This is a genomic window from Pseudomonas baetica (genome assembly GCF_051216495.1).
GTDB lineage: Bacteria > Pseudomonadota > Gammaproteobacteria > Pseudomonadales > Pseudomonadaceae > Aquipseudomonas > Aquipseudomonas baetica_B.
Genome location: NZ_JBPKAM010000012.1, coordinates 64,078 through 90,316, shown reverse-complemented (window position 1 = coordinate 90,316; position 26,239 = coordinate 64,078). Strand labels below are relative to the sequence as shown.

General features: G+C 54.5%; 20 protein-coding genes. 11 read left to right on the top strand and 9 right to left on the bottom strand.

Going from position 1 to position 26,239, the window contains the following annotated elements:
• Positions 1-84: 84 nt before the first annotated feature.
• From kdpB to kdpF, 3 genes are read right to left on the bottom strand one after another with little or no spacing between them, the layout of a single operon-like run.
• The gene (gene kdpB / locus ACSFE6_RS07285; RefSeq protein ID WP_435426962.1) at positions 85-2,142 is read right to left on the bottom strand and encodes a potassium-transporting ATPase subunit KdpB; all 2,058 of its coding nucleotides are present in this window, start codon (positions 2,140-2,142) and stop codon (positions 85-87) included.
• A gap of 10 nt (positions 2,143-2,152) precedes the next feature.
• Entirely contained in the window at positions 2,153-3,847 is a 1,695-nt protein-coding gene (kdpA, locus tag ACSFE6_RS07280; protein WP_435426961.1) for a potassium-transporting ATPase subunit KdpA, read from the bottom strand.
• 8 nt (positions 3,848-3,855) lie between these two features.
• Positions 3,856-3,945: a K(+)-transporting ATPase subunit F gene (gene kdpF / locus ACSFE6_RS07275; protein WP_007899818.1), complete on the bottom strand. Its 90-nt coding sequence runs from the start codon at positions 3,943-3,945 to the stop codon at positions 3,856-3,858.
• A 216-nt stretch (positions 3,946-4,161) separates the two neighbouring features.
• Here kdpF and rfbC point away from each other — a divergent pair, with 216 nt between their 5' ends.
• The 3 genes from rfbC to ACSFE6_RS07260 all read left to right on the top strand — a co-directional run bounded on the left by rfbC (position 4,162) and on the right by ACSFE6_RS07260 (position 6,756).
• Positions 4,162-4,707: a dTDP-4-dehydrorhamnose 3,5-epimerase gene (gene rfbC, locus ACSFE6_RS07270; protein ID WP_435426960.1), complete on the top strand. Its 546-nt coding sequence runs from the start codon at positions 4,162-4,164 to the stop codon at positions 4,705-4,707.
• 298 nt (positions 4,708-5,005) lie between these two features.
• Positions 5,006-6,370, top strand: a complete 1,365-nt coding sequence (gene eat / locus ACSFE6_RS07265; protein WP_435426959.1) for an ethanolamine permease — start codon at positions 5,006-5,008, stop codon at positions 6,368-6,370.
• A 218-nt stretch (positions 6,371-6,588) separates the two neighbouring features.
• Complete coding sequence (locus tag ACSFE6_RS07260; RefSeq protein WP_096512793.1) at positions 6,589-6,756, top strand: DUF2897 family protein; 168 nt, start codon at positions 6,589-6,591, stop codon at positions 6,754-6,756.
• Between the two features lie 130 nt (positions 6,757-6,886).
• On the opposite strand, the gene ACSFE6_RS07255 is transcribed toward ACSFE6_RS07260, so the two are convergent.
• Together ACSFE6_RS07255 and ACSFE6_RS07250 are read right to left on the bottom strand one after the other, a co-directional pair.
• Complete coding sequence (locus ACSFE6_RS07255) at positions 6,887-7,738, bottom strand: urea carboxylase-associated family protein (protein WP_435426958.1); 852 nt, start codon at positions 7,736-7,738, stop codon at positions 6,887-6,889.
• Between the two features lie 15 nt (positions 7,739-7,753).
• The gene (locus ACSFE6_RS07250; RefSeq protein WP_435426957.1) at positions 7,754-8,407 is read right to left on the bottom strand and encodes a GntR family transcriptional regulator; all 654 of its coding nucleotides are present in this window, start codon (positions 8,405-8,407) and stop codon (positions 7,754-7,756) included.
• A gap of 175 nt (positions 8,408-8,582) precedes the next feature.
• Between ACSFE6_RS07250 and ACSFE6_RS07245 the strand changes: the two genes are divergently transcribed.
• On the top strand, positions 8,583-9,140 hold the full coding sequence (locus tag ACSFE6_RS07245) for a TetR/AcrR family transcriptional regulator (RefSeq protein WP_435426956.1): 558 nt from the start codon (positions 8,583-8,585) through the stop codon (positions 9,138-9,140).
• Here ACSFE6_RS07245 and fabF read toward each other — a convergent pair.
• From fabF to ACSFE6_RS07225, 4 genes are all read right to left on the bottom strand, one after another.
• The gene (fabF, locus tag ACSFE6_RS07240) at positions 9,137-10,411 is read right to left on the bottom strand and encodes a beta-ketoacyl-ACP synthase II (protein WP_435426955.1); all 1,275 of its coding nucleotides are present in this window, start codon (positions 10,409-10,411) and stop codon (positions 9,137-9,139) included. The two genes, ACSFE6_RS07245 and fabF, sit on opposite strands and share 4 nt — an antisense overlap.
• 31 nt (positions 10,412-10,442) lie before the next feature.
• Positions 10,443-11,237 (bottom strand): SDR family NAD(P)-dependent oxidoreductase, encoded by a 795-nt coding sequence (locus tag ACSFE6_RS07235; protein WP_435426954.1) that lies wholly within the window; start codon positions 11,235-11,237, stop codon positions 10,443-10,445.
• A gap of 211 nt (positions 11,238-11,448) precedes the next feature.
• Positions 11,449-11,784: a ComEA family DNA-binding protein gene (locus ACSFE6_RS07230; RefSeq protein WP_435426953.1), complete on the bottom strand. Its 336-nt coding sequence runs from the start codon at positions 11,782-11,784 to the stop codon at positions 11,449-11,451.
• Between the two features lie 112 nt (positions 11,785-11,896).
• Positions 11,897-13,891 (bottom strand): polysaccharide biosynthesis protein, encoded by a 1,995-nt coding sequence (locus ACSFE6_RS07225; protein WP_435426965.1) that lies wholly within the window; start codon positions 13,889-13,891, stop codon positions 11,897-11,899.
• A gap of 493 nt (positions 13,892-14,384) precedes the next feature.
• Here ACSFE6_RS07225 and ACSFE6_RS07220 point away from each other — a divergent pair, with 493 nt between their 5' ends.
• The 7 genes from ACSFE6_RS07220 to ACSFE6_RS07190 all read left to right on the top strand — a co-directional run bounded on the left by ACSFE6_RS07220 (position 14,385) and on the right by ACSFE6_RS07190 (position 26,239).
• Positions 14,385-15,296 carry a glycosyltransferase family 2 protein gene (locus tag ACSFE6_RS07220; RefSeq protein ID WP_435426952.1) on the top strand — a complete coding sequence of 304 codons (912 nt, stop codon included), beginning with the start codon at positions 14,385-14,387 and terminating at the stop codon, positions 15,294-15,296.
• Between the two features lie 130 nt (positions 15,297-15,426).
• Positions 15,427-16,263, top strand: a complete 837-nt coding sequence (locus tag ACSFE6_RS07215; RefSeq protein ID WP_435426951.1) for an ABC transporter permease — start codon at positions 15,427-15,429, stop codon at positions 16,261-16,263.
• The gene (locus ACSFE6_RS07210; protein WP_435426950.1) at positions 16,253-17,683 is read left to right on the top strand and encodes an ABC transporter ATP-binding protein; all 1,431 of its coding nucleotides are present in this window, start codon (positions 16,253-16,255) and stop codon (positions 17,681-17,683) included. The genes ACSFE6_RS07215 and ACSFE6_RS07210 overlap by 11 nt, the downstream gene beginning before the upstream one ends.
• A gap of 4 nt (positions 17,684-17,687) precedes the next feature.
• Positions 17,688-21,842: a glycosyltransferase gene (locus ACSFE6_RS07205; protein ID WP_435426949.1), complete on the top strand. Its 4,155-nt coding sequence runs from the start codon at positions 17,688-17,690 to the stop codon at positions 21,840-21,842.
• Between the two features lie 20 nt (positions 21,843-21,862).
• The gene (locus ACSFE6_RS07200; RefSeq protein WP_435426948.1) at positions 21,863-24,322 is read left to right on the top strand and encodes a rhamnan synthesis F family protein; all 2,460 of its coding nucleotides are present in this window, start codon (positions 21,863-21,865) and stop codon (positions 24,320-24,322) included.
• Position 24,323: 1 nt separating this feature from the next.
• A complete protein-coding gene (locus ACSFE6_RS07195; protein ID WP_435426947.1) occupies positions 24,324-25,256 on the top strand; it encodes an NAD-dependent epimerase/dehydratase family protein in 933 nt (310 codons plus the stop codon).
• Positions 25,253-26,239, top strand: a complete 987-nt coding sequence (locus ACSFE6_RS07190) for a glycosyltransferase family 2 protein (RefSeq protein ID WP_435426946.1) — start codon at positions 25,253-25,255, stop codon at positions 26,237-26,239. Before ACSFE6_RS07195 ends, ACSFE6_RS07190 begins: the two co-directional genes overlap by 4 nt.

The following is a 26,239-nucleotide window of genomic DNA, read 5'->3' as shown; positions in this document are numbered from 1 at the left end:
GGCTCGCTCCCACAGGGGAATGTGGTGCTTATGTGGGAGCGAGCCTGCTCGCGAAGGCGGTGCGTCTGGAACACCGCTCACGGATCAAACCAGATGCAACGCCGTCAACAGCATGTCGATGGCCTTGATGCCCACGAACGGCACCAGAATTCCGCCCAGCCCATAGATCAGCAGATTGCGACGCAGCAATGCCGCCGCGCTCGCCGCCTGTACCCGCACGCCGCGCAACGCCAGCGGAATCAACACAACGATGATCAAGGCGTTGAACACGATCGCCGAGAGAATCGCGCTCTGCGGGCTGCTCAGGTGCATGATGTTCAGCACGCCGAGTTGCGGATAGATCGCGGCGAACAGCGCCGGCAGGATCGCGAAATACTTGGCCACGTCGTTGGCGATGGAGAACGTGGTCAGCGCGCCGCGGGTCACCAGCAGTTCCTTGCCGATCTGCACCACGTCCAGCAACTTGGTCGGGTCGCTGTCGAGGTCGACCATGTTGGCCGCCTCGCGGGCCGCCTGCGTACCGTCGTTCATCGCCATGCCCACGTCCGCCTGGGCAAGGGCCGGGGCGTCGTTGGCGCCGTCGCCGCACATGGCGACCAGGCGACCGTCGTTCTGCTCCTGGCGGATACGTGCGAGTTTTTTCTCCGGCGTGGCTTCGGCCAGCACGTCGTCCACACCCGCTTCGGCGGCAATGGCGGCGGCGGTCAACGGGTTGTCGCCGGTCACCATGACCGTACGGATCCCCAGCTTGCGCAGTTCGGCAAAACGTTCGCGGATGCCGGGCTTGACCACGTCCTTGAGGTGGATTGCGCCGAGCAATTTGCCGTCGGCGCAGACCAGCAACGGCGTGCCACCGCTTTGGGCGATCTTGTCGATTTCACGGGACAGCGCCGGCGCCAGATCAGCGCGTTTCAGGCCGACGAACGTCAGCAACGAATCCACGGCACCCTTGCGGTAAACACGGCCTTGATAATCAACACCCGACAGCCGGGTTTCAGCGCTGAACGGCACGGCTGTCAGCAATTCGGTGGCCGGCTCAGGCTGCGGCTGAGTGCCACGCAGGTATTCGACGATGGATTTACCTTCCGCCGTGTCATCGGCCAGCGAGGCAAACAAGGCGCCCTCGGCCAGCTCCCGGGCAGACACGCCCGGCGCCGGAATCACAGCGGTGCAACGACGGTTACCGAAGGTGATGGTGCCGGTCTTGTCCAGCAGCAAAACGTGCACGTCCCCTGCGGCTTCGACGGCTCGACCGGACTTGGCAATCACGTTCAGGCGCACCAGGCGATCCATCCCGGCGATACCGATGGCGGACAACAGGCCGCCGATGGTGGTCGGGATCAGCGTGACCAATAACGCCACCAGAAACACCAGCGGCAGGCTGCCATTAGCGAAGTGGGCGAAGGGTTGCAGCGTGACCACCACCAACAGGAAGATCAGGGTCAAGCCGATCAGCAGGATGTCGAGCGCCACTTCGTTCGGGGTCTTCTGGCGCTTGGCGCCTTCGACCAGGGCGATCATGCGGTCCAGTGTCGACTCGCCGGGGTTGGCGGTGATCTTCACCAGCAGCCAGTCAGAGACCAGCCGGGTGTTGCCGGTGACGGCCGAACGGTCACCGCCAGACTCACGAATCACCGGCGCCGATTCACCGGTGATCGCCGCTTCGTTGACCGCGGCGATGCCTTCGATCACTTCGCCGTCGCCGGGGATCATTTCTCCAGCTTCGACGCGTACCACATCGCCCTTGCGCAGGCTGGCGGCCGGCACCACTTGAAAGGTGCCGCTACTGGTTTTGCGACGGGCGCTCAAGCCTTCGCTGCCGGCCTTGAGGCTATCGGCGCGGGCCTTGCCGCGACCTTCGGCCAGGGCTTCGGCGAAGTTGGCGAACAGCACGGTGAACCACAGCCACACGGCAATTTGTGCAGCGACGAAGGTCGGCACCGCGGTGTCCGGCACGAAGCACAGCACAGTGGTCAGGATCGCGGTCAGTTCGACCACCAGCATCACAGGTGCGCGCTGCAATTGCCGTGGGTCGAGCTTGATGAACGCTTGCAGCAACGCTGGGCGCCAGAGGGCCGAGATCGCGGTTTTCGGTTGTTCCGGCGCCTTGACGACGGCGGCTTTAGTAGCGGGCATATTCATCATTGACTCCTTAGAAGCCCATGCTCAGATGTTCAGCAATCGGGCCTAACGCCAGGGTCGGCAGAAAGGTCAGGCCACCCACCAGCAAAATGGTCACGGTGAGCAAGGTCACGAACAACGGGCCGTGGGTCGGGAAGCTGTTCTGGCCAATCGGCGCGGTTTTCTTCATCGCCAGGCTGCCGGCCAGGGCCAGTACCGGGAGGATGTAACCGAAGCGACCAATCAACATGCCCAGGCCCAGCATCAGGTTGTGGAACGCTGTGTTGGCGCCGAAGCCACCGAACGCCGAACCGTTGTTGGCACTGGCCGAGGTGTAGGCGTAGAGCAACTGACTGAAACCGTGGGCACCCGGGTTGCTCACCGAGGCCACAGGACCTGGCAGGCTGGCGGCAATCGCGCCGAGCACCAGCACGCCAATCGGCATGACCATCAAGGTCACCACCAGCAATTGCACTTCCTTCGCCTGCAGCTTCTTACCGAGGTATTCCGGCGTGCGGCCGATCATCAGGCCGGCGAGGAACACCGCGATCAGCACGTTGAGCAACATGCCGTAGAGCCCGGCACCAACGCCGCCGAAGATCACTTCGCCGACCATCATGTTGACCAGCGCCACCATGCCGCTGAGCGGATTGAGGCTGTCGTGCATGCCGTTGACCGAACCGTTCGAGGCCGCCGTGGTGGTCACCGACCACAGCACGGTGGCGGTGGTGCCGAAGCGAGCTTCCTTGCCTTCCAGCGGCGCGGTCTGCTCGACGGCGACGTTGTTCAAAGTCGGATTCGGTTGATACTCGGCCCACAACGAAGTGGCGCCGCCGATCAGGAACAGGGCCAACATGCAGGCGATGATCGCGCGACTCTGACGCAGGTCTTTGACGTAGTGGCCAAAGGTGAACACCAGCGCGACGGGAATCAGGATGATCGACGCCACTTCGAACAGGTTGCTCCAGGCCGTCGGGTTCTCGAACGGGTGCGCCGAATTGACGCCGAAGAAACCACCGCCGTTGGTGCCCAGTTGCTTGATCGCAATCTGACTGGCCGCCGGGCCCAGCGGAATCACTTGATCAACACCTTGCACCGTCACCGCATTCACGTATTGCGCGAAGGTCTGCGGCACGCCTTGCCACACCAGGTACAGCGCCAGCAGCAGGCACAGAGGCAGCAGGCCATAGAGGGTGGCGCGGGTCATGTCGACCCAAAAGTTGCCCAGGGATTGGGTGGACTTGCGAGCGATACCGCGACATAGCGCGACCAGAACTGCGAGACCGGTGGCGGCGCTGACAAAGTTCTGCACGGTGAGGCCGACCATCTGGCTCAGGTAGCTCAGGGACGCTTCGCCGCTGTAAGCCTGCCAGTTGGTGTTGGTCATAAAACTGATGGCGGTGTTGAACGCCAGCGTCCACTCCTGGCCCGGCAGGTTCTGCGGGTTCAGAGGCAGATGGTCCTGGAATAGCAAAATCGCGAACAACAGCAGGAAACCGGCGAGGTTGAAGGCGAGCAACGCCAGGGTGTACTTCTGCCAGCTCTGTTCGGCTTGCGGATCAACCCCGGCGAGTCGATAACAGCCCCGCTCCACCGGCCCGAGAACCGGCGTCAACCAGGTGCGCTGGCCCTCCATCACCTTGTAGTAGAAGCGCCCGAGAAACGGCGCCGGGACCAATACCACCGCGAAAAACGCGAGGATCAGCCAATAGTCATAACTGTGCATAACCGCTCCTAGTTCCGGTCCGCGCGCAGCAGCGCAACCAACAGATAAATGAACAGCCCCACTGCCAGCAGCAGCGACACCCCGTCCAGAACGCTCATGGAAGTTCTCCGTGTTACGGCGTATTGCCGCGTGTGGGGTTATTGTCGGAAGGAAGGCTGTAAAGGCGCGAGATCGAGGGTTCGCGTGGGGCATAAATAATGCGTAAAGAGTGGGTTTACGCTGGGGTTACGGTGAGCGTTCTAAAATCGCCCCTCGCGCCGATTCGCGCTTTGAGCAAGAATGTTGGCCATCGTGCTTATTGCTGGAGAAACACCATGAATGTAATCACCACCGACCTGCCCGGTGTTCTGATCATCGAACCGAAGGTATTTGGTGATGAGCGAGGCTTTTTTTACGAAAGCTTCAACGCAAAGGCTTTTGCGGATGCGACGGGGCTTAGCACTCAATTCGTTCAGGACAATCATTCGCGCTCGCAAAAAGGCGTGTTGCGTGGCCTGCATTACCAACTGGAAAACACCCAGGGCAAATTGGTCCGTGTCACGGTCGGTGAAGTGCTCGACGTGGCCGTAGACATACGCCGTAGCTCGCCGCATTTCGGCAAATGGGTCGCCGTGCGCCTGTCCGCCGAAAACCATCGCCAACTTTGGGTTCCGGAAGGTTTTGCCCACGGTTTCGTGGTACTGAGTGAGTTCGCCGAGTTCCTCTACAAAACCACCGACTACTACACCCCGTCGGCTGAGCGCAGCATTCGTTGGGACGATCCGGACCTGGGCATCGATTGGCAACTCGATGGAGTACCGCAACTGTCGGCGAAAGATCAGGCGGCTGCGTTCCTTAAGGATGCCGAGGTCTTTTCCTGAGCCTCTGCATCTAATCAGAGGCTTGGTGCTGGATTTGCCGTCCCCTTCGCGAGCAGGCTCGCTCCCACATTTGGAATGCGTTCGCTTGAACAACGCTCCCCACTGTGGGAGCGAGCCTGCTCGCGAAGACGGCAGTGCAGCCACCAACGCCCCCAACTGGCGCACCAAAATACGCTAATACAGCGCCGAACATCCCCGAAACGACACCTTTCCTCGCTTTACGACCGCCATCACAACACTGGCACGCCCACTGCACACGCCTCCCCCGAACCTTCCAAACCGTTCAGGGAGCACAGGCATGAACACACAACTCAAACCCACGCTGGGCACGCTGCACCTGTGGGGCATTGCGGTCGGGCTGGTGATTTCCGGAGAGTATTTCGGCTGGAGTTACGGCTGGGGCGTGGCCGGGACCTTGGGATTTCTGGTGACCTCGTTCATGGTCGCCACCATGTATACCTGCTTCATCTTCAGTTTCACCGAACTGACCACCGCCATTCCCCATGCCGGTGGCCCCTTTGCCTACAGTCGCCGGGCCTTTGGCGAGAAAGGCGGATTGATCGCCGGGCTGGCGACACTGATCGAATTCGTCTTCGCCCCGCCGGCCATTGCCCTGGCGATTGGTGCTTACCTCAACGTGCAGTTCCCCGCCCTCGATCCGAAACACGCGGCGGTCGGCGCCTACCTGGTGTTCATGGGTCTGAACATCCTTGGCGTGAAGCTGGCGGCAACCTTCGAACTGGTGGTCTGCGTGTTGGCGGTGGCTGAGCTGCTGGTGTTCATGGGGGTGGTCGCTCCGGCCTTCAGCTTCAGCAACTTCGCCCTCAATGGCTGGGCCGGTTCCGATGTGTTTGGTGCACCGGCGATTGCCGGGATGTTCGCGGCGATTCCGTTCGCGATCTGGTTTTTCCTCGCCATCGAAGGCGCGGCCATGGCCGCCGAAGAAGCCAAGGACCCGAAACGCACGATTCCCAAGGCCTATATCAGCGGCATCCTGACCCTGGTGTTGCTCGCCATGGGCGTGATGTTCTTCGCCGGCGGCGTCGGCGACTGGCGCACCCTGTCGAACATCAACGACCCATTGCCACAGGCGATGAAAAGCGTGGTCGGCGAAAGCTCGGGTTGGTTGCACATGCTGGTATGGATCGGTCTGTTCGGGCTGGTGGCAAGCTTCCACGGGATCATCCTGGGTTACTCACGACAATTCTTCGCCCTCGCCCGCGCCGGTTACCTGCCGGCATCCCTGGCCAAGCTATCGCGCTTCCAGACGCCGCACCGGGCGATCATTGCCGGCGGCGTGATCGGCATCGCCGCCATCTACAGCGATGGCCTGATCAACCTCGGCGGCATGACGCTGACGGCGGCGATGATCACCATGGCCGTGTTCGGCGCCATCGTGATGTACATCATGAGCATGCTCAGCCTGTTCAAATTGCGTAAGACCGAACCGAACCTGGAGCGCACCTTCCGTGCGCCCTGCTACCCGCTGGTGCCGTTCATTGCATTGGTGTTGGCGGTGGTGTGCCTGGTGGCCATGGCCTGGTTCAACGCGCTGATCGGGTTGATTTTCCTCGGTTTCATGGCAGCGGGTTTCCTTTACTTCATGCTGACCGGGCAACTGCGGGCCGATGCACCGGCGGATGCGATGCTCACAGGGCTATAAAACGATCATTGTAGGAGCGAGCTTGCTCGCGAAAAACCTGAGCCAGTCACGGGATACCTGCCAACCAACGTTATCGTTGGCGACCATCGCGAGCGAGCTCGCTCCTACAAGGCATATCAGGCATAGAATGGAACCAGTGCGGAAATCTTTCGCTCAATAGTGGTAAGCACGATCGATTGGCGAAACCCGTCAATTGGCCTGCCCTTAAGGAGAGTCCTATGCCCTGGTATGCCTGGTTGATTCTGATCGTTGCAATCGGTTCGATCGTTGGCGGCTTGATGATGTTGCGCGACACCGCCAACAAGGTCGAACTGACCGATGAACAACGTCGACGCGTCGCTGAACGCAATGCGGAAGCGGACGCCAAGGATGCGCAGGACCGCTGAACGGATCAAATAAGGAAATTGTAGGAGTGAGCTTGCTCGCGATGAATTCAAGCGCGCCGCGTTTAACCAGATAACACGCGTAATCGTTTACGACCATCGCGAGCAAGCTCGCTCCTACAAAGCTCCCGGACTATTTTTCCCAGTCCGCCTTGGCAATGTGCAAGCCATGCAGCCCCTTGTACGCCGCCCGCTCCGGCTGGCTCCAGCCCTCCAGCAATGAATCCTCCAACCGATAAATCTCGACACCCAGCGGACGACAGACGCTCAAGGGATCCTGCGCTTCCGGCCCCCACATGGCCAGCGACAGATCGCCGCCCGGACAGGTCGAGAGTGCGCACAGCAGATCGATCTCGGCAAAGAACTCCAGATAGTCACCCTTCTGCGCCGGACAAGCCTTCATGAAGTACATGTCGTCGTGGTTCAGGCCCGTGCACTGGAAAATATTCAGCACGTCATGCACATCGAACTCGGTCAGACCGTGGGGCAGCACCGCCCGGGTCAGGTTGGAGTGGCAGTGGTGATGGAAATCTTCGCCGGTGAGCATTTTGTTCACATAGGGATCGCAACGGGTGCCCAGCAGATCGTGTAAACGGCCGCCGTGTTCATCGATGCCATAACCGGCCAGGCTGTCATCGGTAATGGTCACCAGAGGTCGCAGAAAAGGCAGGTTCGACCAGAGCCGGTCGTGGGTGCTGACATGGGCGCCCTGCAACTGCCGGGTGCGCGATGCCCACAGGCGCTCGCGGGGATCGTGGGCGTTCCACACGTTGAAGTCCCCCACCTGCGGGCCGACAGGGGTCGTCACCCGGAACACATGCCCGGCCGGAACGTTCCAGGCGCGACCGGTGCGAATCGGCACCTCGAACGACTCGATCAGCGTGCGCCCATCCTTCGCATCGCGCACCCGCTCGTAGAAGGCCTTGTCCACCTGCAAGGCCGAGCCTTTGCTGACTTGATAAGCCGCCGGATAGTCTTTGTACATGACAAAAATCCTCGATCAATGATGGGAAGAAGGGGCGAACATTTGCAGCAGCAGGTGTTCGGAATCGTCGAGATAAAGGCTCATCGCGTCCTCGGCGGCGCGCTTGTCACCTTCGAGCAGCAAGTCATGGATCTGCCGGTCACGAACCAGCCAGGGCGCCTGAAAACTCGACTCATCGGGAGCGGTGCAAAACACCAGGCGCAGTTGCGCGACGACATTGGTGAAGAACTCATCGAACAACGGACTGCGCAGCAACCCGACGATGTGTTGATGAAAGGCCAGGCTGTGGGTGCCGACGGCGCGCCAGTCTTCGCGCTCCCGGGCCAATTCGGTTGCCTCCAGGGCTTCGAGCATTCGGTCGGATTGGTCATCGCGCAGCGGGCGACTGTTGTTGATGGCTTGTAACTCCAGCGTGCGACGAACCTTGAACAGATCCCGCACATCCTCAGAACCCAAGCGGCGCACCATCACGCCTTTGTTGCGCACATAGCGGGTCAAGCCTTCCTGCCCCAGGCGATGCAGGGCTTCACGAATGGTATTGCGCGAGGCGTTGTAGGCGGACACCAGATCGTTTTCCACCAGCGCCATACCAGGCAGCAAACGGCCGCCGATAATTTCGGCGCGCAACTCCAACGTGATGTGATCGGCCAGTGACAGTCCGGTGTTCATACTCATCGCCTCAGGATTGTTCAACAATCGTTGGCTACAGAGTAATCACTATTCGTGCCAATACTCCCGCTCGTTTGGACCAAGTTCGACGCATCTGAATGCTTTTTAGAAATAGAAGTACAGTCACCATCCAATTTTCATTGGTTAATATGGCGCATTGATGCGGAGATATCAGATGCGTTACTCGCAGGACCATAAAGCCCAGACCCACCAACGCATCATCAAGGAAGCCTCAGAACGCTTTCGCCGTGACGGAATCGGCGCGACCGGCCTGCAACCCCTGATGAAATCGCTGGGCCTGACTCACGGTGGTTTTTACTCACATTTCAAGTCCAAGGACGAACTGGTTGAAAAGGCATTGCAAGCCGCTGGCGATCAGGTCGCCGTGATCTGCGCCGAGCTGTTCGCCCAGGATCGCCCGCTACAGGCGTTCATCGATGCCTACTTGTCGGACTGGCACAAGACTTCGCCACACGAAGGTTGCCCGCTGCTGACCATGTCATCGGAGCTGGGCATGCGCGGGCAGCCGAGCCCGACCTCCGACGAAGTACTCAATGCACGGCTTAAACAGATACAAGGCACTCTCTGCGGTGAAAACACCGTAGACCGGAGCATTGTCATCATGTCGACGCTGGTCGGCGCCCTGCTGCTGTCACGCAGTGTCTCGGACGTCGAGTTCGCCCAGCGCATACTCGACGTCACGCGCGAGCAACTCAACCACGCACAGGACTAACCCTGCCAGCGCTTGAACAACACGCTGGCATTGACCCCGCCAAAGCCGAAGCCATTGGACAGCGCGTATTCGATGGCCATCGGCCGGGCCTGACCGTGGACAATGTCCACGCCTTCGGCAGCGGGGTCCGGGTTATCGAAGTTGAGCGTTGCCGGTACGACCTGATCGCGGATCGCCAACAACGTGAAGATCGCTTCAAGCCCACCGGCCGCGCCGAGCAAATGCCCGGTGGCGGATTTGGTCGATGTCACCGCGATCTTGTTGTCCGTACCAAACAACGCCTTGATCGCCGCCAACTCGCCCAGATCGCCCACCGGTGTCGAAGTGGCGTGTGCATTGAGATGCTGAACCTGTCCGGGTGAAACGCCCGCCTGAGCCAAGGCCAGGGACATCGCGCGCTTTGCTCCACTGCCATCTTCAGGACCAGCGGTCAGGTGATAAGCATCGGCGCTGGTGCCGTACCCCACCAACTCCGCCAAAGGCTGCGCGCCGCGGGCCAAGGCATGCTCCAGGGATTCGATCACCAACAGACCTGCGCCCTCGCCCATGACAAAGCCATCACGACCACTGTCGAACGGACGCGAGGCGCGCTCCGGGGTGTCGTTGTAGGCACTGGACAAGGCGCGCGCCGCTGCAAACCCGGCCAGACTGACCCGATCGATCGCCGCCTCCGCACCGCCACACACCGCGATGTCCGCCTCGCCTGAACGAATCAACCGCGCCGCGTCGCCAATCGCCTGTACCCCGGCTGCGCACGCCGTCACCGGCGCACCCAACGGACCTTTGAAACCATGCTGGATCGACACATGCCCCGCCGCCAGATTGACCAGAAACGACGGAATGGTGAACGGCGACAAACGCCGTGGACCACGACTATCGGTGGTGCGCACCGCATCGGCAATCGCACCGAAACCGCCGACACCGGAACCGATGATAGTCGCCGTGCGTTCCTGGGCGTCGGCGGTCAGCGCCTTCCAACCTGCCTGCTCCAACGCCTGACGCGCCGCCTCCATCGCAAAAAGGATGAAACGGTCCATCTTCTTCTGTTCTTTGGGAGGGGTCGCCACATCCGGGTCGAAGCCCGCCTCGGCATCGTCCGCCACGGACGGCACTGCACCGCCAACCTTCGCAGGCAAGTCTGCAACCACGTCCTCCGGCAAATTGCGCAACCCTGAGCGCCCGGCCAACAGACGCTGCCACACGATTTCAACCCCACTACCCAGCGGAGACACCAGGCCCATACCCGTTACAACCACTCGACGATCACTCATACCGCAAACACCTCATGCAGATTCGGACGCTTCATTTGTAACGCGCGGCAGCTTTGCTTTTGGAAAGGTTCGGCGCCATCACAAGACGTGCGGCGACAAAGGCATCCCAATCGGCGGCATCCGGCAGCGACGGAATGGTGACCAACTCACCCTGATCCAGACCTGACAATGCCGCGTCCACCATCTCCCCCGCCTCCATGACCATCTCCGCGGGAATCTGCGAAGCATCGATACCGGAGCGCTCCCAGATTTCGGTACGTGTCACCCCTGGCAATACAGCCTGGACCTTGACCCCAGTGCCATCAAGTTCGGCGTTCAACGACTGAGTCAGGCTTAGCACATACGCTTTACTCGCACTGTAAGTCGCATTGAACCGCTCGGGGAACAACGCCACCACCGAGGCGATATTGATAATCATGCCCCGACCTGCCTTGGCAAAGCTGGCCGCCGCTGCCGATGCCAGGCGCGTGACCGCAGTGACGTTGAGCTGAATCATATGCTCCAGCTGATCGGTGTCGGCATTGGCCAGCAAACCATCCGCCGCCACACCGGCGTTATTGAGCAGCAGACTTATACTCGAATCACTGCGCAGACGTTGCTCGAGTTTGAGCACGTCGTCCTTCTGCGTCAGGTCCGCCTTGAGCACCTCGACCTGAACGCCATATTCGGCGCGCAACTTGTTGGCCGCATCGTCCAACCGTTGTTGATCGCGAGCCACCAGCAACAGATCAAAACCGCGTGAAGCCAGACGCTGCGCGTAAACCGCGCCGATGCCGGAAGAAGCACCGGTGACGAGGGCTGTGCCTTTGGATTGGGCAGAATTCATGACTGTGCTCCTGGGGGATGCTTGAGGGCGAGGGCCAGGCGCCTGGGTCTTAGGGCGCCTGAATGGGGAACGTATTTATTATAGACATAATTTAATTTGAATATGATAGACATAATTTTCATGACGCCGACGGAAGGCAATTCCTCCCCAGCACCCGCGACAAATAAAAAAGGCCGGTCAATGACCGGCCCCTTGGCGTTGAATAATCAGCTTAGTTCACTTCCAGCTTGTCGCGATTGCGATCCAGAATCGCCTTACCGATGCCCTTCACTTCCAGCAACTCGTCCACCGATGCGAACGCCCCGTTAGTTTCGCGATACGCAACAATCGCGTTGGCTTTGGCTTCACCAATACCCGCCAACTCACGTTGCAAGGTAGATGCATCCGCCATGTTCAAATCGACCTTGCTGCTCTGCACCGCTTGGGAAACCGCTTGTACCTGCGGCGCATTACCGGCCTCCGACTTGACCGCTGGAGCCGAAATTACAGAGGTTGAGACGCTGGTGAGCAGGGCAAAAATCAGAGAGGAGAAAAGACCAGTACGCATAATTGACGCTCCATGACATCGATTGAGAAAGCAGCTTTTCCGAAGCTGCCTCTCAAACTTAGGCGATGTGTGGAGCCTGTCAAAAATGTGTCCGTTACGGGATGTGAAACAATCAGGGCTCGTGGCGACGTTGCTGGTAGATCCAGTCAACGATATCGCCATCGGGGGTGTAGCCGCTGACGGTGTCGCGCAGAAGCTGACGGACACGTGTGTAATCGTCCTCATCGACGGCAACCAACAACTCGCGCAAACGGCCTTTAAGCACATCCCACGGCAGGTGATCCTCGTTGGCGCTCATGATCATCGGATGCTGCGTTGCCGATACGTTGTCGCCAATCAGCAACTCCTCGTAAAGCTTCTCGCCAGGACGCAGACCGGTGAATTCGATCGAGATATCGCCTTGCAGGTTTTTCTCCGAACGAACGCTCAAACCAGACAGATGGATCATTTTCTCTGCCAGTTCGACGATTTTCACTGGCTCGCCCATGTCGAGAACAAACACATCACCGCCCTGCCCCATGGAACCCGCCTGGATTACCAATTGCGCAGCTTCCGGGATGGTCATGAAATAACGGGTGATTTTTGGGTGAGTAACCGTTAACGGCCCACCTGCCTTGATCTGACTGTGGAACAGCGGAATCACAGAACCGGACGAGCCCAGCACATTACCAAAACGAACCATGGTGAAACGGGTCTTGTTGACCCGGGATACATTGGCCTTGTCGCCGAACAGAACCGGGGCGATCTCGCGACTCAAGGCCTGAAGTGTCAACTCCGCAAGACGCTTGGTGCTGCCCATGACATTGGTCGGACGAACTGCCTTATCAGTTGAAACAAGCACAAAGTTGGAAACGCCCGACTGCAACGCTGCCTGCGCAGTGTTAAGCGTACCGATGACGTTGTTCAGCACGCCCTCGGCGATATTGTGCTCAACCATAGGCACATGCTTATACGCCGCTGCGTGATAAACCGTGTCTACGCCCCAGGTTTTCATCACATCCAGCAGTTTGTCTTGATGTCGGATGGAGCCGAGGATCGGCAACAGCTGCACAGGAACCGACTCGCGACAGCCGCGCTGCTCCAACTCTGTCAGAATGCTGTAAAGGTTGAACTCGCTGTGATCGAACAGCAAAAGCGTGGTGGGACCCAGTGTAAAAATCTGCCGACAAAGCTCCGCGCCGATTGATCCGCCAGCGCCGGTCACCATGACCGTCTTGCCCTTAATACAACGCTCTAGCAAATCAGGCTGTGCCGGCACCGAATCACGCCCGAGCAAGTCGGCGATGTCAACTTCCTGAATATCTTCGACCTTTACCCGACCACTGGCCAGGTCGGTGAAATTCGGGACGCTTCGGATGTGTAGTGGGAAACGCTCTAGAAACGTCAGAATTTCCCGACGACGTGCACGGGTAGACGACGGTAGCGCTAGAAGGATTTCCTGAGCGCCCGTCTCATCGATCATCTGCTGGATATGCTTGGGTTTATAGACCTGCAAACCGGCAATCGCACGATCAGCGATGCCCGAATCATCATCGATGAACGCCACCGGGCGCATGACCCGGCCCATACGAAGCGCAGCAACCAACTGATTGCCAGCGACGCCAGCGCCGTAGATCGCCACCTTGGTCAGGCCGTCATCGCGGTTGCTAAACGGTACATGATGAGCGCCGGCGAACCAGTCGCCCATGAAGTATTGGCGCATACACAGGCGCAGGCCGCCGATGATGACGAGGCTTAACCACCAATAATTGAAGATGATTGAACGTGGGACGACGGCTTGGTGATTGCTGTACCAATAAACCACTACCGCTAGAATCAGTGACGACAAACTGACGGCCTTGATAATAGCGATGAGCGCGTCATTGCCGAAATAGCGCATTACGGCTCGGTACATGCCAAAACGGATAAATAAAGGAATGGCAATAACTGGAGCAGCAACGAAGAGCCAAAAGTGGGCCCTCAAGGGGTTGTACATGTCGTCGATGCCCAAACGAACAATGAAGGCAAGCCAAAGGGCAACCCACACCAAAAAAATATCTGTAGCAACCTGAATCAATCGTTTTCGTCGTCTGGGTAGACTTACCAAATATGGCCTGATTTTATCCATAAACACCTCACTCACCTCGGCCCTCTCCTTTCAGCTGCCACAACACCTCAGTGAAACCCAAAAAGCATAACGCATTGACCGAAAAAAACCTGCATGATCGGGGCTTCAGTCAACGGGAGCTAGGACATCATCTGCCCGAGATTAATTCAATGACACAAATGATGGCACGCAGGTCGCAACGCCAAGGCTGAGAAGCTGATTCGAAACGCCCCCTCAACGGGCCGTCTTTCAGACAAAGCGTACCGCTGTTGGGCCTTCCAAAAGGACAAAAAAATTCTGGCAGCAGCCTCTTTAGCTCATTTTTCGGCGACATATGGGATTGAGCTACGACCGACGACGCGGTGTAAAACACTGATAAACCCGGTAAACTGACAACATTAGCTGAGATATCAGAGTTTGACTCGCCACCATGGAAAGAGCGTACAAATTTGTGCCAAATCCCCCCTCCCCCGCTACATCGCCCTTGAGCAAACCCGCGACAGGCTCCAGATCCGTGGCGGTATTGCTATGTACTTTCAATGGCGGGAGCTTTCTCAAAGAGCAGCTAGACTCGATCTCGGCTCAAAGTCACGAGCAATGGGTGGTTTACGCATCGGACGATGGATCAACGGATGAAACGCTTGAAATTTTGCAGCAATATCGCGAAGCATGGGGAAATGATCGACTACTGATCAGCAAAGGTCCCCAAAGTGGTTTTTCGAACAATTTCCTTTCTGTTCTGAGCGCGGCATGTGGCCATCACCATTACTATGCCTTTTGTGATCAGGACGACCGCTGGCACCCTACAAAGCTGAAAAGAGCACTGGATTGGTTGGAGCGCCAGCCCTCCGCGACACCATCGCTTTATTGTGGCCGCACACAAGTGGTCAATGTCACGGGAGAAATCATTGGATTATCCCCTTTGTTCAAAAAACGCCCAAGCTTCGAGAATGCGCTGATGCAGAGCCTGGCTGGTGGCAATACGATGTTGATAAATCAAGCGGCCTGTTCCTTACTGAACAAAACCCCCTCGAATACGCCACTTGTGTGCCATGACTGGTGGGCGTATCTGCTGATTACAGGTTGCGGCGGGACCGTATACTATGACCCTATACCGACGCTGGATTACCGCCAGCACACTCAAAATGTCATTGGCGCCAACACATCTATCAAAAGCCGCCTGTCTCGCCTCAAACAAATGTTCCAAGGTTCATTCCGAGAATGGAACACCAAGAACATAGCTGCGCTGACTCTTCTCTCCCCCCATTTAACCCAGAGCAACGCTGTGAGCCTTATGCGCTTTGAACAGGCTCGCAACGCCCCGCTTACCACTAGGGTCAAGCTAATGGTAGCAAGCCGCTATTATCGCCAAACCTTATTGGGCAACCTCGGCTTGGCACTGGCAGTTTTGAGCAAAAGGATCTAGTGATGAATACCCACCACAGGGATGATGCGCCGGCAGCTCCCGAAATTGATACACCATATATCGGCAAAGTAGTGACATTGACCTGTTCAGGTTCCATCGCCCTATCATTTTCATTCGCCTGGGTATTTTAATGAGTGCTCCACAAAAGACGTCCAACCTGTATTACCTTTCCAAAAACTTAGTCTTGCACCGGCATCTCATTTTCCAGATGACCAAGCGTGAAGTTGTTGGTCGCTATCGGGGATCGGTACTGGGATTGCTCTGGTCATTCCTCAACCCCCTTATGATGTTGAGCGTTTATACCTTTGTATTTTCCGTCGTCTTCAAGTCGCGCTGGGGTATTGCACCTCCTGGTGCCGAAGAAAGCAAAACTATGTTCGCCATCATGCTATTTACCGGCCTGATCGTCCATGCTGTGTTCGCGGAAGTAATAAACCGCTCTCCTGGCATCGTGTTAAGCAACGTTAATTACGTAAAAAAAGTAGTCTTTCCTCTAGAAATCTTGCCAATCGTAACTCTTGGGGCTGCCCTGTTTCATAGCCTGGTAAGCTTGGCCGTCCTACTTCTGGCGTATGTAATATTTCAGGGGCCTCCCCACTTGAGTACTCTCCTGGCTCCGATCGTGATCCTACCGCTGATCATCCTGACGCTGGGACTCTCATGGGTTCTGGCATCCCTGGGGGTCTATCTGCAGGATGTGGGCCAGACCACCGGCATCATCACTACAGTCATGCTATTTCTTTCACCGGTTTTCTTCCCATTACATTCATTGCCTCAACAGTACCAGACCATTATTCTGCTCAATCCATTGACTTTTATCATTGAACAGATGAGGGAAGTTCTGGTTTGGGGGCGAATGCCTGACTTCGTGGGATTGGGAGTTTATTTGATTATTTCACTAATCGTTGCCGCTGCTGGGTATGCGTGGTTCCAGAAAACAAGATCGGGTTTCGCTGATGTCCTCTGAAATAATTACCATAGACGAGTCCGGGACACTGACGCCTGCTCCATTACTGGCAATTCGTGTTGAAAATTTGAGCAAGTGCTTTCACATTTACGAACGCCCCCGTCAACGCCTACAGCAACTGATTCTGGCGCCTATTAAAAATCGATATAATGGCTCAAATGTCAAATACTATCGAGAGTTCTGGGCCCTCAAAAACATCAACTTCGAAGTATCGCGCGGTGAGACTGTTGGCATCATCGGCAAAAACGGATCCGGCAAATCCACCTTATTGCAGATCATCTGCGGAACACTGACAGCTTCAGAAGGTGAGGTACAGGTTAATGGCCGGATTGCCGCTCTGCTAGAACTGGGCTCAGGATTCAATCCAGACTTTACCGGTCGGGAAAATATTTATCTAAACGGCACGATATTAGGTCTAACCCGCCAGGAAATTGATGACCGGTTTGCAGAAATTGAAGCCTTCGCAGATATCGGTGACTTCATAGACCAACAGGTTAAGTCCTATTCGAGCGGCATGGCGGTGCGCCTGGCATTCGCAGTAGCTATCAATGCTGACCCGGAAATCCTAATCGTCGACGAGGCACTCTCTGTAGGCGACGAACTATTCCAACGAAAATGCTTTTCGAGAATTGAAGCAATTCGCCAAAAAGGCGCAACCATCCTCTTCGTTTCCCACGCGGGCAGCGCAATCGTGGAGCTATGCGATCGTGCCATACTGCTCGATAGCGGCGATAAATTAACCGAAGGATCACCCAAGCAAGTAGTGGGCAACTACCAAAGGATGCTCTACGCCGCTTCTGATCAGCGAGCAATCATTCGCCAGCAAATCATTGATGGCGATCTGAGCACTGCCAGCTTACCTGAGTCGGATAACGATACAGATACGGACGACACCGAATCGACACAGACCGCTCCCGATATGGACGAAAGTTATGATCCAAATCTCAAGCCGGACAGCACAATCGAATATCAGGATCACGGCGCGCGAATCCGGGATCCGGGTGTTTTTACCGAATCCGGCATCAGAGTAAATAACCTGGTTAGAGGTCGTAGCTACTTGTACCGGTATGCAGTGGATTTCTCCAGAGACTGTGAGCGCGTGCGCTTCAGCATGCTGATCAAAACAGTCAGTGGCGCAGAGTTGGGCGGGGCAATGTCTGCTGCAAACATAGGCGAATCGATAGCTATTGTTGACAATGGAAAAACCATAGAAGTGCAATTCAAATTTACGTGCAATCTGACCTCAGGCCTTTACTTCCTCAATGCTGGAGTGACTGGCTTGGCGAATGATACTGAAACTTTCTTGCATCGCGCACTAGATGCTGCAGCATTTCGTGTGATGACCGAATCCGACTGCTTAGCGACTAGCCTGGTTGACTTTCACTGCTCTCCGACATTGAAATTTGTTCAAGGACAATAACCTTATGACCACTAAGAGAATCATTATTGTTCTGGGCATGCATCGCAGTGGGACTAGTGCACTTACGCGCGCGCTCAGCACTATGGGCGTCGGACTGGGCAACACCTTGCACCCCGCCGGTGTAGACAATCCAACCGGTTTTTGGGAGGACAGGGACGTCATCGCCATCAATAACAAACTGCTAAGTCGCATAGGTTCTGCCTATGATAGAGTTGGCGTTTTGGATTTCGACTTGAATGACGACGCCGTCATCGAAGAAATTTATCAAGAAGCCAAGACTCTTATCACCGATAAAACGGCTAACACTCCTATGTGGGGCATGAAAGACCCACGGATCCCACGACTATTGCCTTTCTGGCAGAAACTGTTGAAAGAACTCGAATTCAACATCAGCTATGTCATCGCCCTGCGAAACCCGTTGAATGTTGCCAAATCTCTTGCCCACCGCAATCAGTTTGTAAGCCTGAAGTCCTATCTTCTTTGGCTCGAACATATGCTTCTAGCGATCTCTTACACAACTGCCGAAAAACGATTGGTCGTAAGTTACGATAACTTACTGGGAAATCCACGCAAGGAAATTTCCCGCATCTCATCAGCACTTGATCTCCCAACTCCATTCGAAGATGAGCTATCGACGTACATCAATGAGTTTCTGGACCCCGGATTGCGCCACGCCCAACAATCCGAAAGCGAGCTACTCAATGGCCAGATTAAACCAAAACTTCTTGCCGACGCTTATGTGCTCCTCAATGAGTGCGCGCAGGACAAAATCGCTATTAATAATGAAGCCTTTGAATATCGCCTCAAACCCATGCTTTCCGAGCTTAAAGGTATGCTGCCAACACTAGAGCTTATCGCAAGCCTAGAGAGAACTATCGAGGATGAGTCCCAAAAAATCCATGAGCTCCACGTGGCATTGCATTCAAGCAACGAGCATCTTCAAGCTGCATTAAAGTCCCTGACCAGTGTCAACCTGGAAAATATTTCCTTGAAAGCGCAGGCCCATGCGTTAATGACCGAGACTGAAGCGACAAATAGCACACCTATTACCGAAACACAAAGTCTCTTCGCCAAGAATCGGGGACTTGAAGCTATAATCACGACCCTGAAATTTGAAGCCGAAAAAACCGCCACCAATTTTGAAACTTTGTTAGCGGAAAAAGATAGCACCATTCAGGTATTGCACGAAAACCTTTCATCATTGCAAGCTGTAAAAAGCGGTGAAAAATCAGTTCAAAATGACTCCACTATTACTAAACTGACTGATGAAAATATTCACCTGAAGTTAAAACTTGCAGACATTGACACTCAACACAAACAACAAGTGATACAGCGAGACGCCTGGAAAACCTCAGAAATCCTTTTTACGAGCCATATCGAAAAACTAGAGTCCTCGCTGGCTGCTTCCGAAGCAAATCTGAAAAAGCAACTTCTGCTTGAGGAACAGTTAATTCACGAAATTGACCAAAAACAAACACAGATACAGACACTGTCCAACTCTTGGGCACGCTTCTTTAACACAAAAACCTGGCGACTGATCTATCTGCTAGGCATGAAAAAACGTGTACCTTCGATTACTCTCAAGAATGGCGAAAGTTTTGACGAGAACTACTACCTAGGGATATACCCCGACGTCAAAAAATCTGGCATACCAGCTGCATTGCACTATTTATCCTATGGTATTCAAGAGGGGCGACTGGGCTCTGCACAGTCCATAACTTCGACTCAACACTCACCAACAGACAAAAAACAGGTCATTGCTGATGAGCTGCTCGTGCGGGAAGATAAATTATCCCGGGAAACAACTGCCGCATTCAACGCTGACTTTTACCGGGCCATGTACCCGGATATAGTCGAATCTGGTGTGGATCCGGAGCGCCACTTCCTAGATCATGGACGGAAAGAGGGCCGTCTTGGCAGTGTCCCATCCATTGCATTGAGTCGATCGATCGAATCGCTACCTACTGACAAACCTACAATTCTTGTAATCAGTCACGAGGCCTCGAGAACAGGCGCTCCTATTCTTAGCCTGAACATAGTTCAATACCTTACCTCGCAGTTTAATGTGGTTGCGCTATTGTTTGGTGGGGGGCCTCTAGAAAAGTCCTTTATCGATGCAGGCGCGATCGTCGCCGGCCCAGTGGATCTTCGCCATAAACCAATCAACGCTGAATGGGTAATGGGCGAGTTCCTCGATAAGTATTCTTTTCAGTTTGCAATCGTGAACAGCCTGGAATCCTATGTCGCTCTCAAGCCCTTGGCTGACCGTTACATCCCGTCAATCAGTTTGATACACGAGTTTGCGGTATATACCAGACCACGTACGGCCATCCAGAATGCAATACTGTGGGCAAACCAAACTGTTTTTTCCGCTGACGTTACACTCGAAAGCGCCGCATTTGTACTGCCAGAACTGACTGAGCGCCAACTCCCTGTCTTGTCCCAAGGCAAAAGTATTGTTCCAGGTGAGGCACACGACCCTACTCGCCTCGAAGCAGAGAAGGCAGTATTGCAAGCGTTAATGCGTCCTGATGGGCCTGAGGATGACACGATTGTTATTCTAGGGGCTGGCTGGGTTCAGATCCGCAAGGGTGTAGACCTCTTTATCGAATGCGCGACCCGCGTCCTTAACTCGCCAATAGGCCATAAGTGCCGTTTTGTTTGGATTGGCAATAACTACAATCCGGAGCAAGATACTCACTACTCCGTTTACCTCCATGATCAAATTCAGCGTGCTGGCATTGGGGAACGATTCACGGTTATCTCCGAAACTGCTGCCATTGAACATGTCTACGCCTTGAGCGACATGATGCTAATGAGCTCCCGGCTGGACCCATTGCCCAACGTCGCTATTGACGCCATGGTACGTGGCCTGCCGGTCCTATGTTTCGACAAGACAACAGGCATTGCCGACATTCTTAAACGCAATGGTCTTCAGGAAGAGTGCGTCGCACCTTACCTCGACACCAATAGCATGGCCAATAAACTCATTCGACTAGCCTCATCACAAGAAGCCCGCGACCAGGTCGGAGAGCAAGCCCGAGCACTGGCTGCACGCGAATTCAATATGTCCAGCTACATCGAGCGACTACTCGCACTTACAGAGGGAAATGCAACATCGTCCCGTCAGGAGCAGGCAGATGCTGCAGCGATAGAACAAGCTGGTGTTGTTGATTTCGGTTACTACCCCCCGGCAAATGTGCAATTTTCTGGGCCTACTGAGGCCATTCGTCGATATGTACGCTCATGGGCACGCGGCGTGTTGCGGCGCAAGTTGTTCCCTGGGTTCGATCCGAGCTTCTACCAAGATATGAATGCCGCGGCAATAGGGACTCAGGACCCGCTAGCACACTTTCTGAGATCAGGCCAGCCCGAGGGGCCATGGAGTTGGCAGAACCTTTCGTGGGAAGGAGACTTCAGAATCAGTGCTGACAGCAAATCGTTGATGTTTATCAGCCTACACTCCACCGAATCAATCGAGCAAATCATCAGGCTGCTCTCGAAAAAAACAGCCACTGTCGATCTGGTTGTTCTTGTCCCCGATGAGTTGGCCGCTTTCACTATGAAGCAATACCTACATAAAGAGCAATACTCTACGCTAAGTGTACTGGTGAGCGAGAATCGGCCATTATTTTCGATCTTCACACACCTGGCGACTATTCCTTATCAAAACTACGCTGCGATCGCCCATATCAACTTGAGCGCCGACCCCATCGACATAGATTTCAGCGACCGCGCCATCTATCAACAGTACCTTATCGAGAACATGATAGGCGGTAAGAAGGACTCACTGGAGATAATTGTTGGTCGCTTGAGCAGCGTAATTTCAGACATGGATCTGGGGCTAGTTTTTCCTGATGACCCTAATGTTCATGACAATGTTAATGACGCCACTCTAATGTCTAATCTGTGCGAATCGATTGGTCTCCCCCCCCCCGCATCCCGGCACCTTGCGTTTCCAGTGAATGGATCGTTCTGGGCTACAACTACGATTCTGGACGGACTGCTCAACTATACTGACCGCTGGAAATCAACATTAAAAGATCTAAAACTGACTGCTGGAGCGCAAGAAAGGATCCTTGCCCGCCTGCTGGCTCAAGCTTGCCATAGCCATGGTAAAAGCATTGCCACCACTGTGGTTCCGGGCATTACTTATTAACTGAGCACAGTCGAATTTTCATGAGCCAACCCAACAGAAACTTAATACGCCGCATCGCTGGTCGCATGAAACGACTAGCAAGCCGCGTACTTAAAAATTTATACGCGCGAACGTATATTTTTATAAACCGTGCGACAATCCAATTTGATCCGGACTTTTACCTCGCCCAATATCCGGACATTGAAGCAATGGGAATCGATCCCTACCGTCATTATGTGTTTCATGGCCGTCATGAAGGCCGCATAGGGCATTCACCAATGCTGGAAAACGCTGACGATATTGCCCTGCTGGATCCTTCAAAGGAAACAGTCTTGGTGGTTAGTCACGAGGCGTCACGTACTGGTGCGCCAATTTTGAGCCTCAATCTCGTTATGATGCTACAACCTCGATATAACGTTATTGCATTGGTACTTGGCGCCGGAGAACTACTGGAGGATTTCCATAAATCTGGCGCCATCGTAATAAATTCAAATGGCCTTCGTGCGAGTCCGGATCATGCTCGCATACTAATGGACAGACTCTGTGAATTAGCGACTATTAAATTCGCCTTAATTAACAGTATCGAGTCACGCGTTGTACTGCCTGGCCTTGCCATCAACTTTATCCCGACCATCAGCCTTATTCACGAATTCGCCGCTTACACTAGACCAAAATCAGCTTTCATCGACATGATGTTCTGGTCGACAGAGGTTGTTTTTTCGTCAACAGTGATTCATCAGAGCGCGACCAAAGAGCTTCCCTCGCTGAAAGAGCGTCCGGTGCACATCCTGCCCCAAGGGCGCTGTGAAGTGACCTTTGGCGAAGCCGATGATCTTGAATACTTGAGAGCAGCGGAACAACTGCAATTGGTGTTCCGACGCCTGAAAGGAAACGGAAAAAAAATTGTTCTCGGGGCAGGAATGATCCAACTGCGCAAAGGTGTAGATCTCTTTATTGACTGCGCACAAAGGGTGCTTGAGCGCGGAGAGATAGAGAACATGCACTTTGTCTGGGTAGGTAAAGGCTATGACCCTGAACAAGATGTCCAGTATTCAGCCTATCTGTATGATCAGATCCTGCGAGCAGGACTTGAAGATCATGTGACTTTCCTCCCGGAAACACCTGCTATCGATGTAGCCTACGAACATGCTTCCATCGTTTTGATTACATCACGGCTTGATCCCCTGCCCAATGTCGCTATCGATGCCATGTGCCTGGGCGTTCCCGTTCTCTGTTTCGAGCGCACGACCGGAGCAGTCGACTTTCTGAATCAATGCGGCCTTGGCGAAGTCTGCATAGCTCGCTACCTGCATGTACCAGAACTGGCAGACAAGTTGATCACTCTGCTTCGTGACCCTGAAACGATGAGTCGCACCAGTTCCATTTTGAAAGAGAATGCTCTACACGTCTTCTCGATGGATACCTACTTGCAGGAATTGGGTCTGATTGCGGATTTGGCATTGGCACGCGCGACTCAGGAAAAACTGGATACAGCGACCATCAACAATTCCAGCGTCTTGAGAGAAGACTTCGTGGCCCACCATTTGAGAGGTGGCTCTCGCTTCGAAACAGTGAGGCTCTATGTCAGAGCCTGGGCTAGCGGCGTGGGGAAGCGTAAATTATTTCCAGGCCTTCACCCTGGGATATTTGCCGATCAATTTAACGACTATCGAAAAAACCAGGATCCACTTGCCTGCTACCTGCAACACGATCAGCCTGCCGGACCTTGGCTACATGACGTAATTACACCAAATACGGCCATCACAACCCAACCTTCGAAGACCAAAATTGCACTTCACGTGCACATTTACTACCCTGATCTTTTTGATCAGATACTTGAATGCCTGAGCAACAACAAAACACATCCGGATCTCTTTCTCAGTGTTCCCAATGAGCAGGTCAGGAAGGATGTACAAGCCAGCTGCCTACGATATAAAGGCAATGTAGAGGCCATTGAGATCGTACCGAATAAAGGAAGGGATATCGGTCCATTCCTCAGTGCATTCGGTCAGCGGCACCTGACTGATTACGAGATTGTCGGCCACCTTCATACCAAAAAGACCAAAGACTACAAGGATCCTGAGGTAGGACAGATCTGGTACAATTTTCTGCTGGAAAACCTACTGGGCAAGACGCATCCAATGGCCGATGTGATTTTGGCAAAGATGATTGAAAACACGAGAATCGGTTTGGTTTTTGCCGACGACCCGAACGTGGTCGGTTGGGATGCCAACCAACCATATGCGGAGCTTTTTTCTGCGAAGTTAAGCCTGCCCTCTCTACCCTCGAGTATCGTGTTCCCCATCGGTACGATGTTTTGGGCTCGCACTGAAAGTCTCAAGCCGTTTTCCACGTTAGGACTGACGTGGGATGACTACCCCAAGGAACCCCTCCCCTACGACGGTAGTATCCTGCACGCACTAGAAAGGCTGTTCCCAACTGTAGTGATATCCCAAGGTTACGAGATCTCATTAACTAATGTTCAGAACATCACGAGATAAAATGAAAATTTTAATTTTTGGCGGCGGTGGTTTCATTGGCTCAGCTATCGTGGATCGCCTCCTGGCTGATGGTCACGCATTGCGCGTCTTCGAGCGCCCAAGAGTCGAACCTTACCGAAAATTCTCCAACAGTGAATCCGTTGAATGGATTACCGGCGACCTGATGAGCTACCACGATGTCAGTGAGGCGCTGGATGGCATGGATGCGGTGCTGCATTTGGTCTCAACCACTCTGCCCAAGTCATCCAACGACGACCCCATTTACGATGTGCAGAGCAATCTGGTTGGCACCCTCCAAATACTAAATGCCATGGTTGCAAAGCAGGTCTCCCGGATCGTATTCATTTCCTCCGGCGGAACAGTCTACGGCCCCCCTACCTATTTACCGGTCGACGAACTTCATCCAACCGAACCTCAGGTGTCGTATGGCATTACCAAGCTGGCGATCGAAAAATTCCTGCTGATGTATCAGCACCTGCATGGCATAAATGCTACGGTGCTACGAGTGACCAATCCCTATGGCGAGCGGCAACGTGTCGAAACTGCCCAAGGCGCAGTCGGGGTGTTCCTAAGCCGTGCGCTTAAAAACGAGTCTATACAGATCTGGGGGGACGGCAGCGTAACCCGCGACTATATCTATGTTTCGGATGTCGCCGAAGCGTTCGCTTTGTCCCTGAAGTATGAAGGCCCTTACAGCGTCTTCAACATCAGTTCCGGCACCGGCGTCAGCATTAATGAGTTGATTGAGCGAATCGAGACAGTGGTCGATGGAAAGATCACCAAAGAATACCTTCCAGGCCGACCTTACGACGTGCCTGTGAGTGTGCTGGACAACGCATTGGCCGGCAGAGAGCTGAATTGGACACCCAAGGTCGGCCTGGATGACGGGTTGAAGCTGACCACTGCCTGGATGAAGAGAACAATGGGCAAATGATGGACGCTTCCGGTATCAAAGTGTCAGTCGTCATCCCGACAAAAAATGGTGGAAATCGCTTCAGGTCAGTCTTGAATGCTGTTTTGGAGCAACAAACGGAGTGGTCTTTCGAAGTTATCGTAATTGATTCCGGATCGAGTGATGAAACTCTGCCCATTGCACAAGAAAACTCAGCTGTTCGCATCATCAAGCTCGAACCAGCAGATTTTCAGCACGGACGCACTCGTAACGCAGCAATCCAGAGTGCCAAAGGCGAGTACATCGCCATGATCACCCAAGATGCGCAGCCAGTTGCAAACACATGGTTGCGTACCTTGGTGGCTGAAATCGAAGCTGATGAACAAATTGCCGGCGTTTTCGGTAGACACGTCGCCTATGACGATGCTTCTATTTTTACTCGCGAAGAGCTGGTACAGCATTTTGCAGGCTTCGAATCACAATCCGTGGCTCAATTGACCGATCCGGAGCGGTATCGTCGTGACGCCAGTTACCAACAGTTTCTGTATTTTTTCTCCGACAACAACGCCCTGATACGGCGCTCGGTCTGGGAAAGCTACCCTTATCCGGAAGTAGACTTTTCCGAAGATCAGGCATGGGCACGCATCATCATAGAAGCAGGTTTCAAGAAGGCCTACAGTCGCGATGCCGCAGTTTATCACTCTCACAATTATGGTCTTTGGGAGCGTTTTCAGCGCAGCTTTGACGAAAGTATGGCTCTGGACGACCTTTTCCATTATGACCAGCCAAAGGGATTTATTGTCCTGCTGAGAAATTGGCTCGGCCTGACGCTGAGGGATCTTCAATTGTTACGACAACACCTGCCCACGGAGGGTTGGAAGTTGATACTGCCCGCGATAAAAATGCCCATTGACAACTTTATGCGAGTATCAGGTGGCTGGTTGGGAACCCGCGGGGGTTTCGATTGCCCGGCGTTGATCGCATTTTGTTCTCGTGACAAAAAACTCAAACGGGTGAAACGTTAA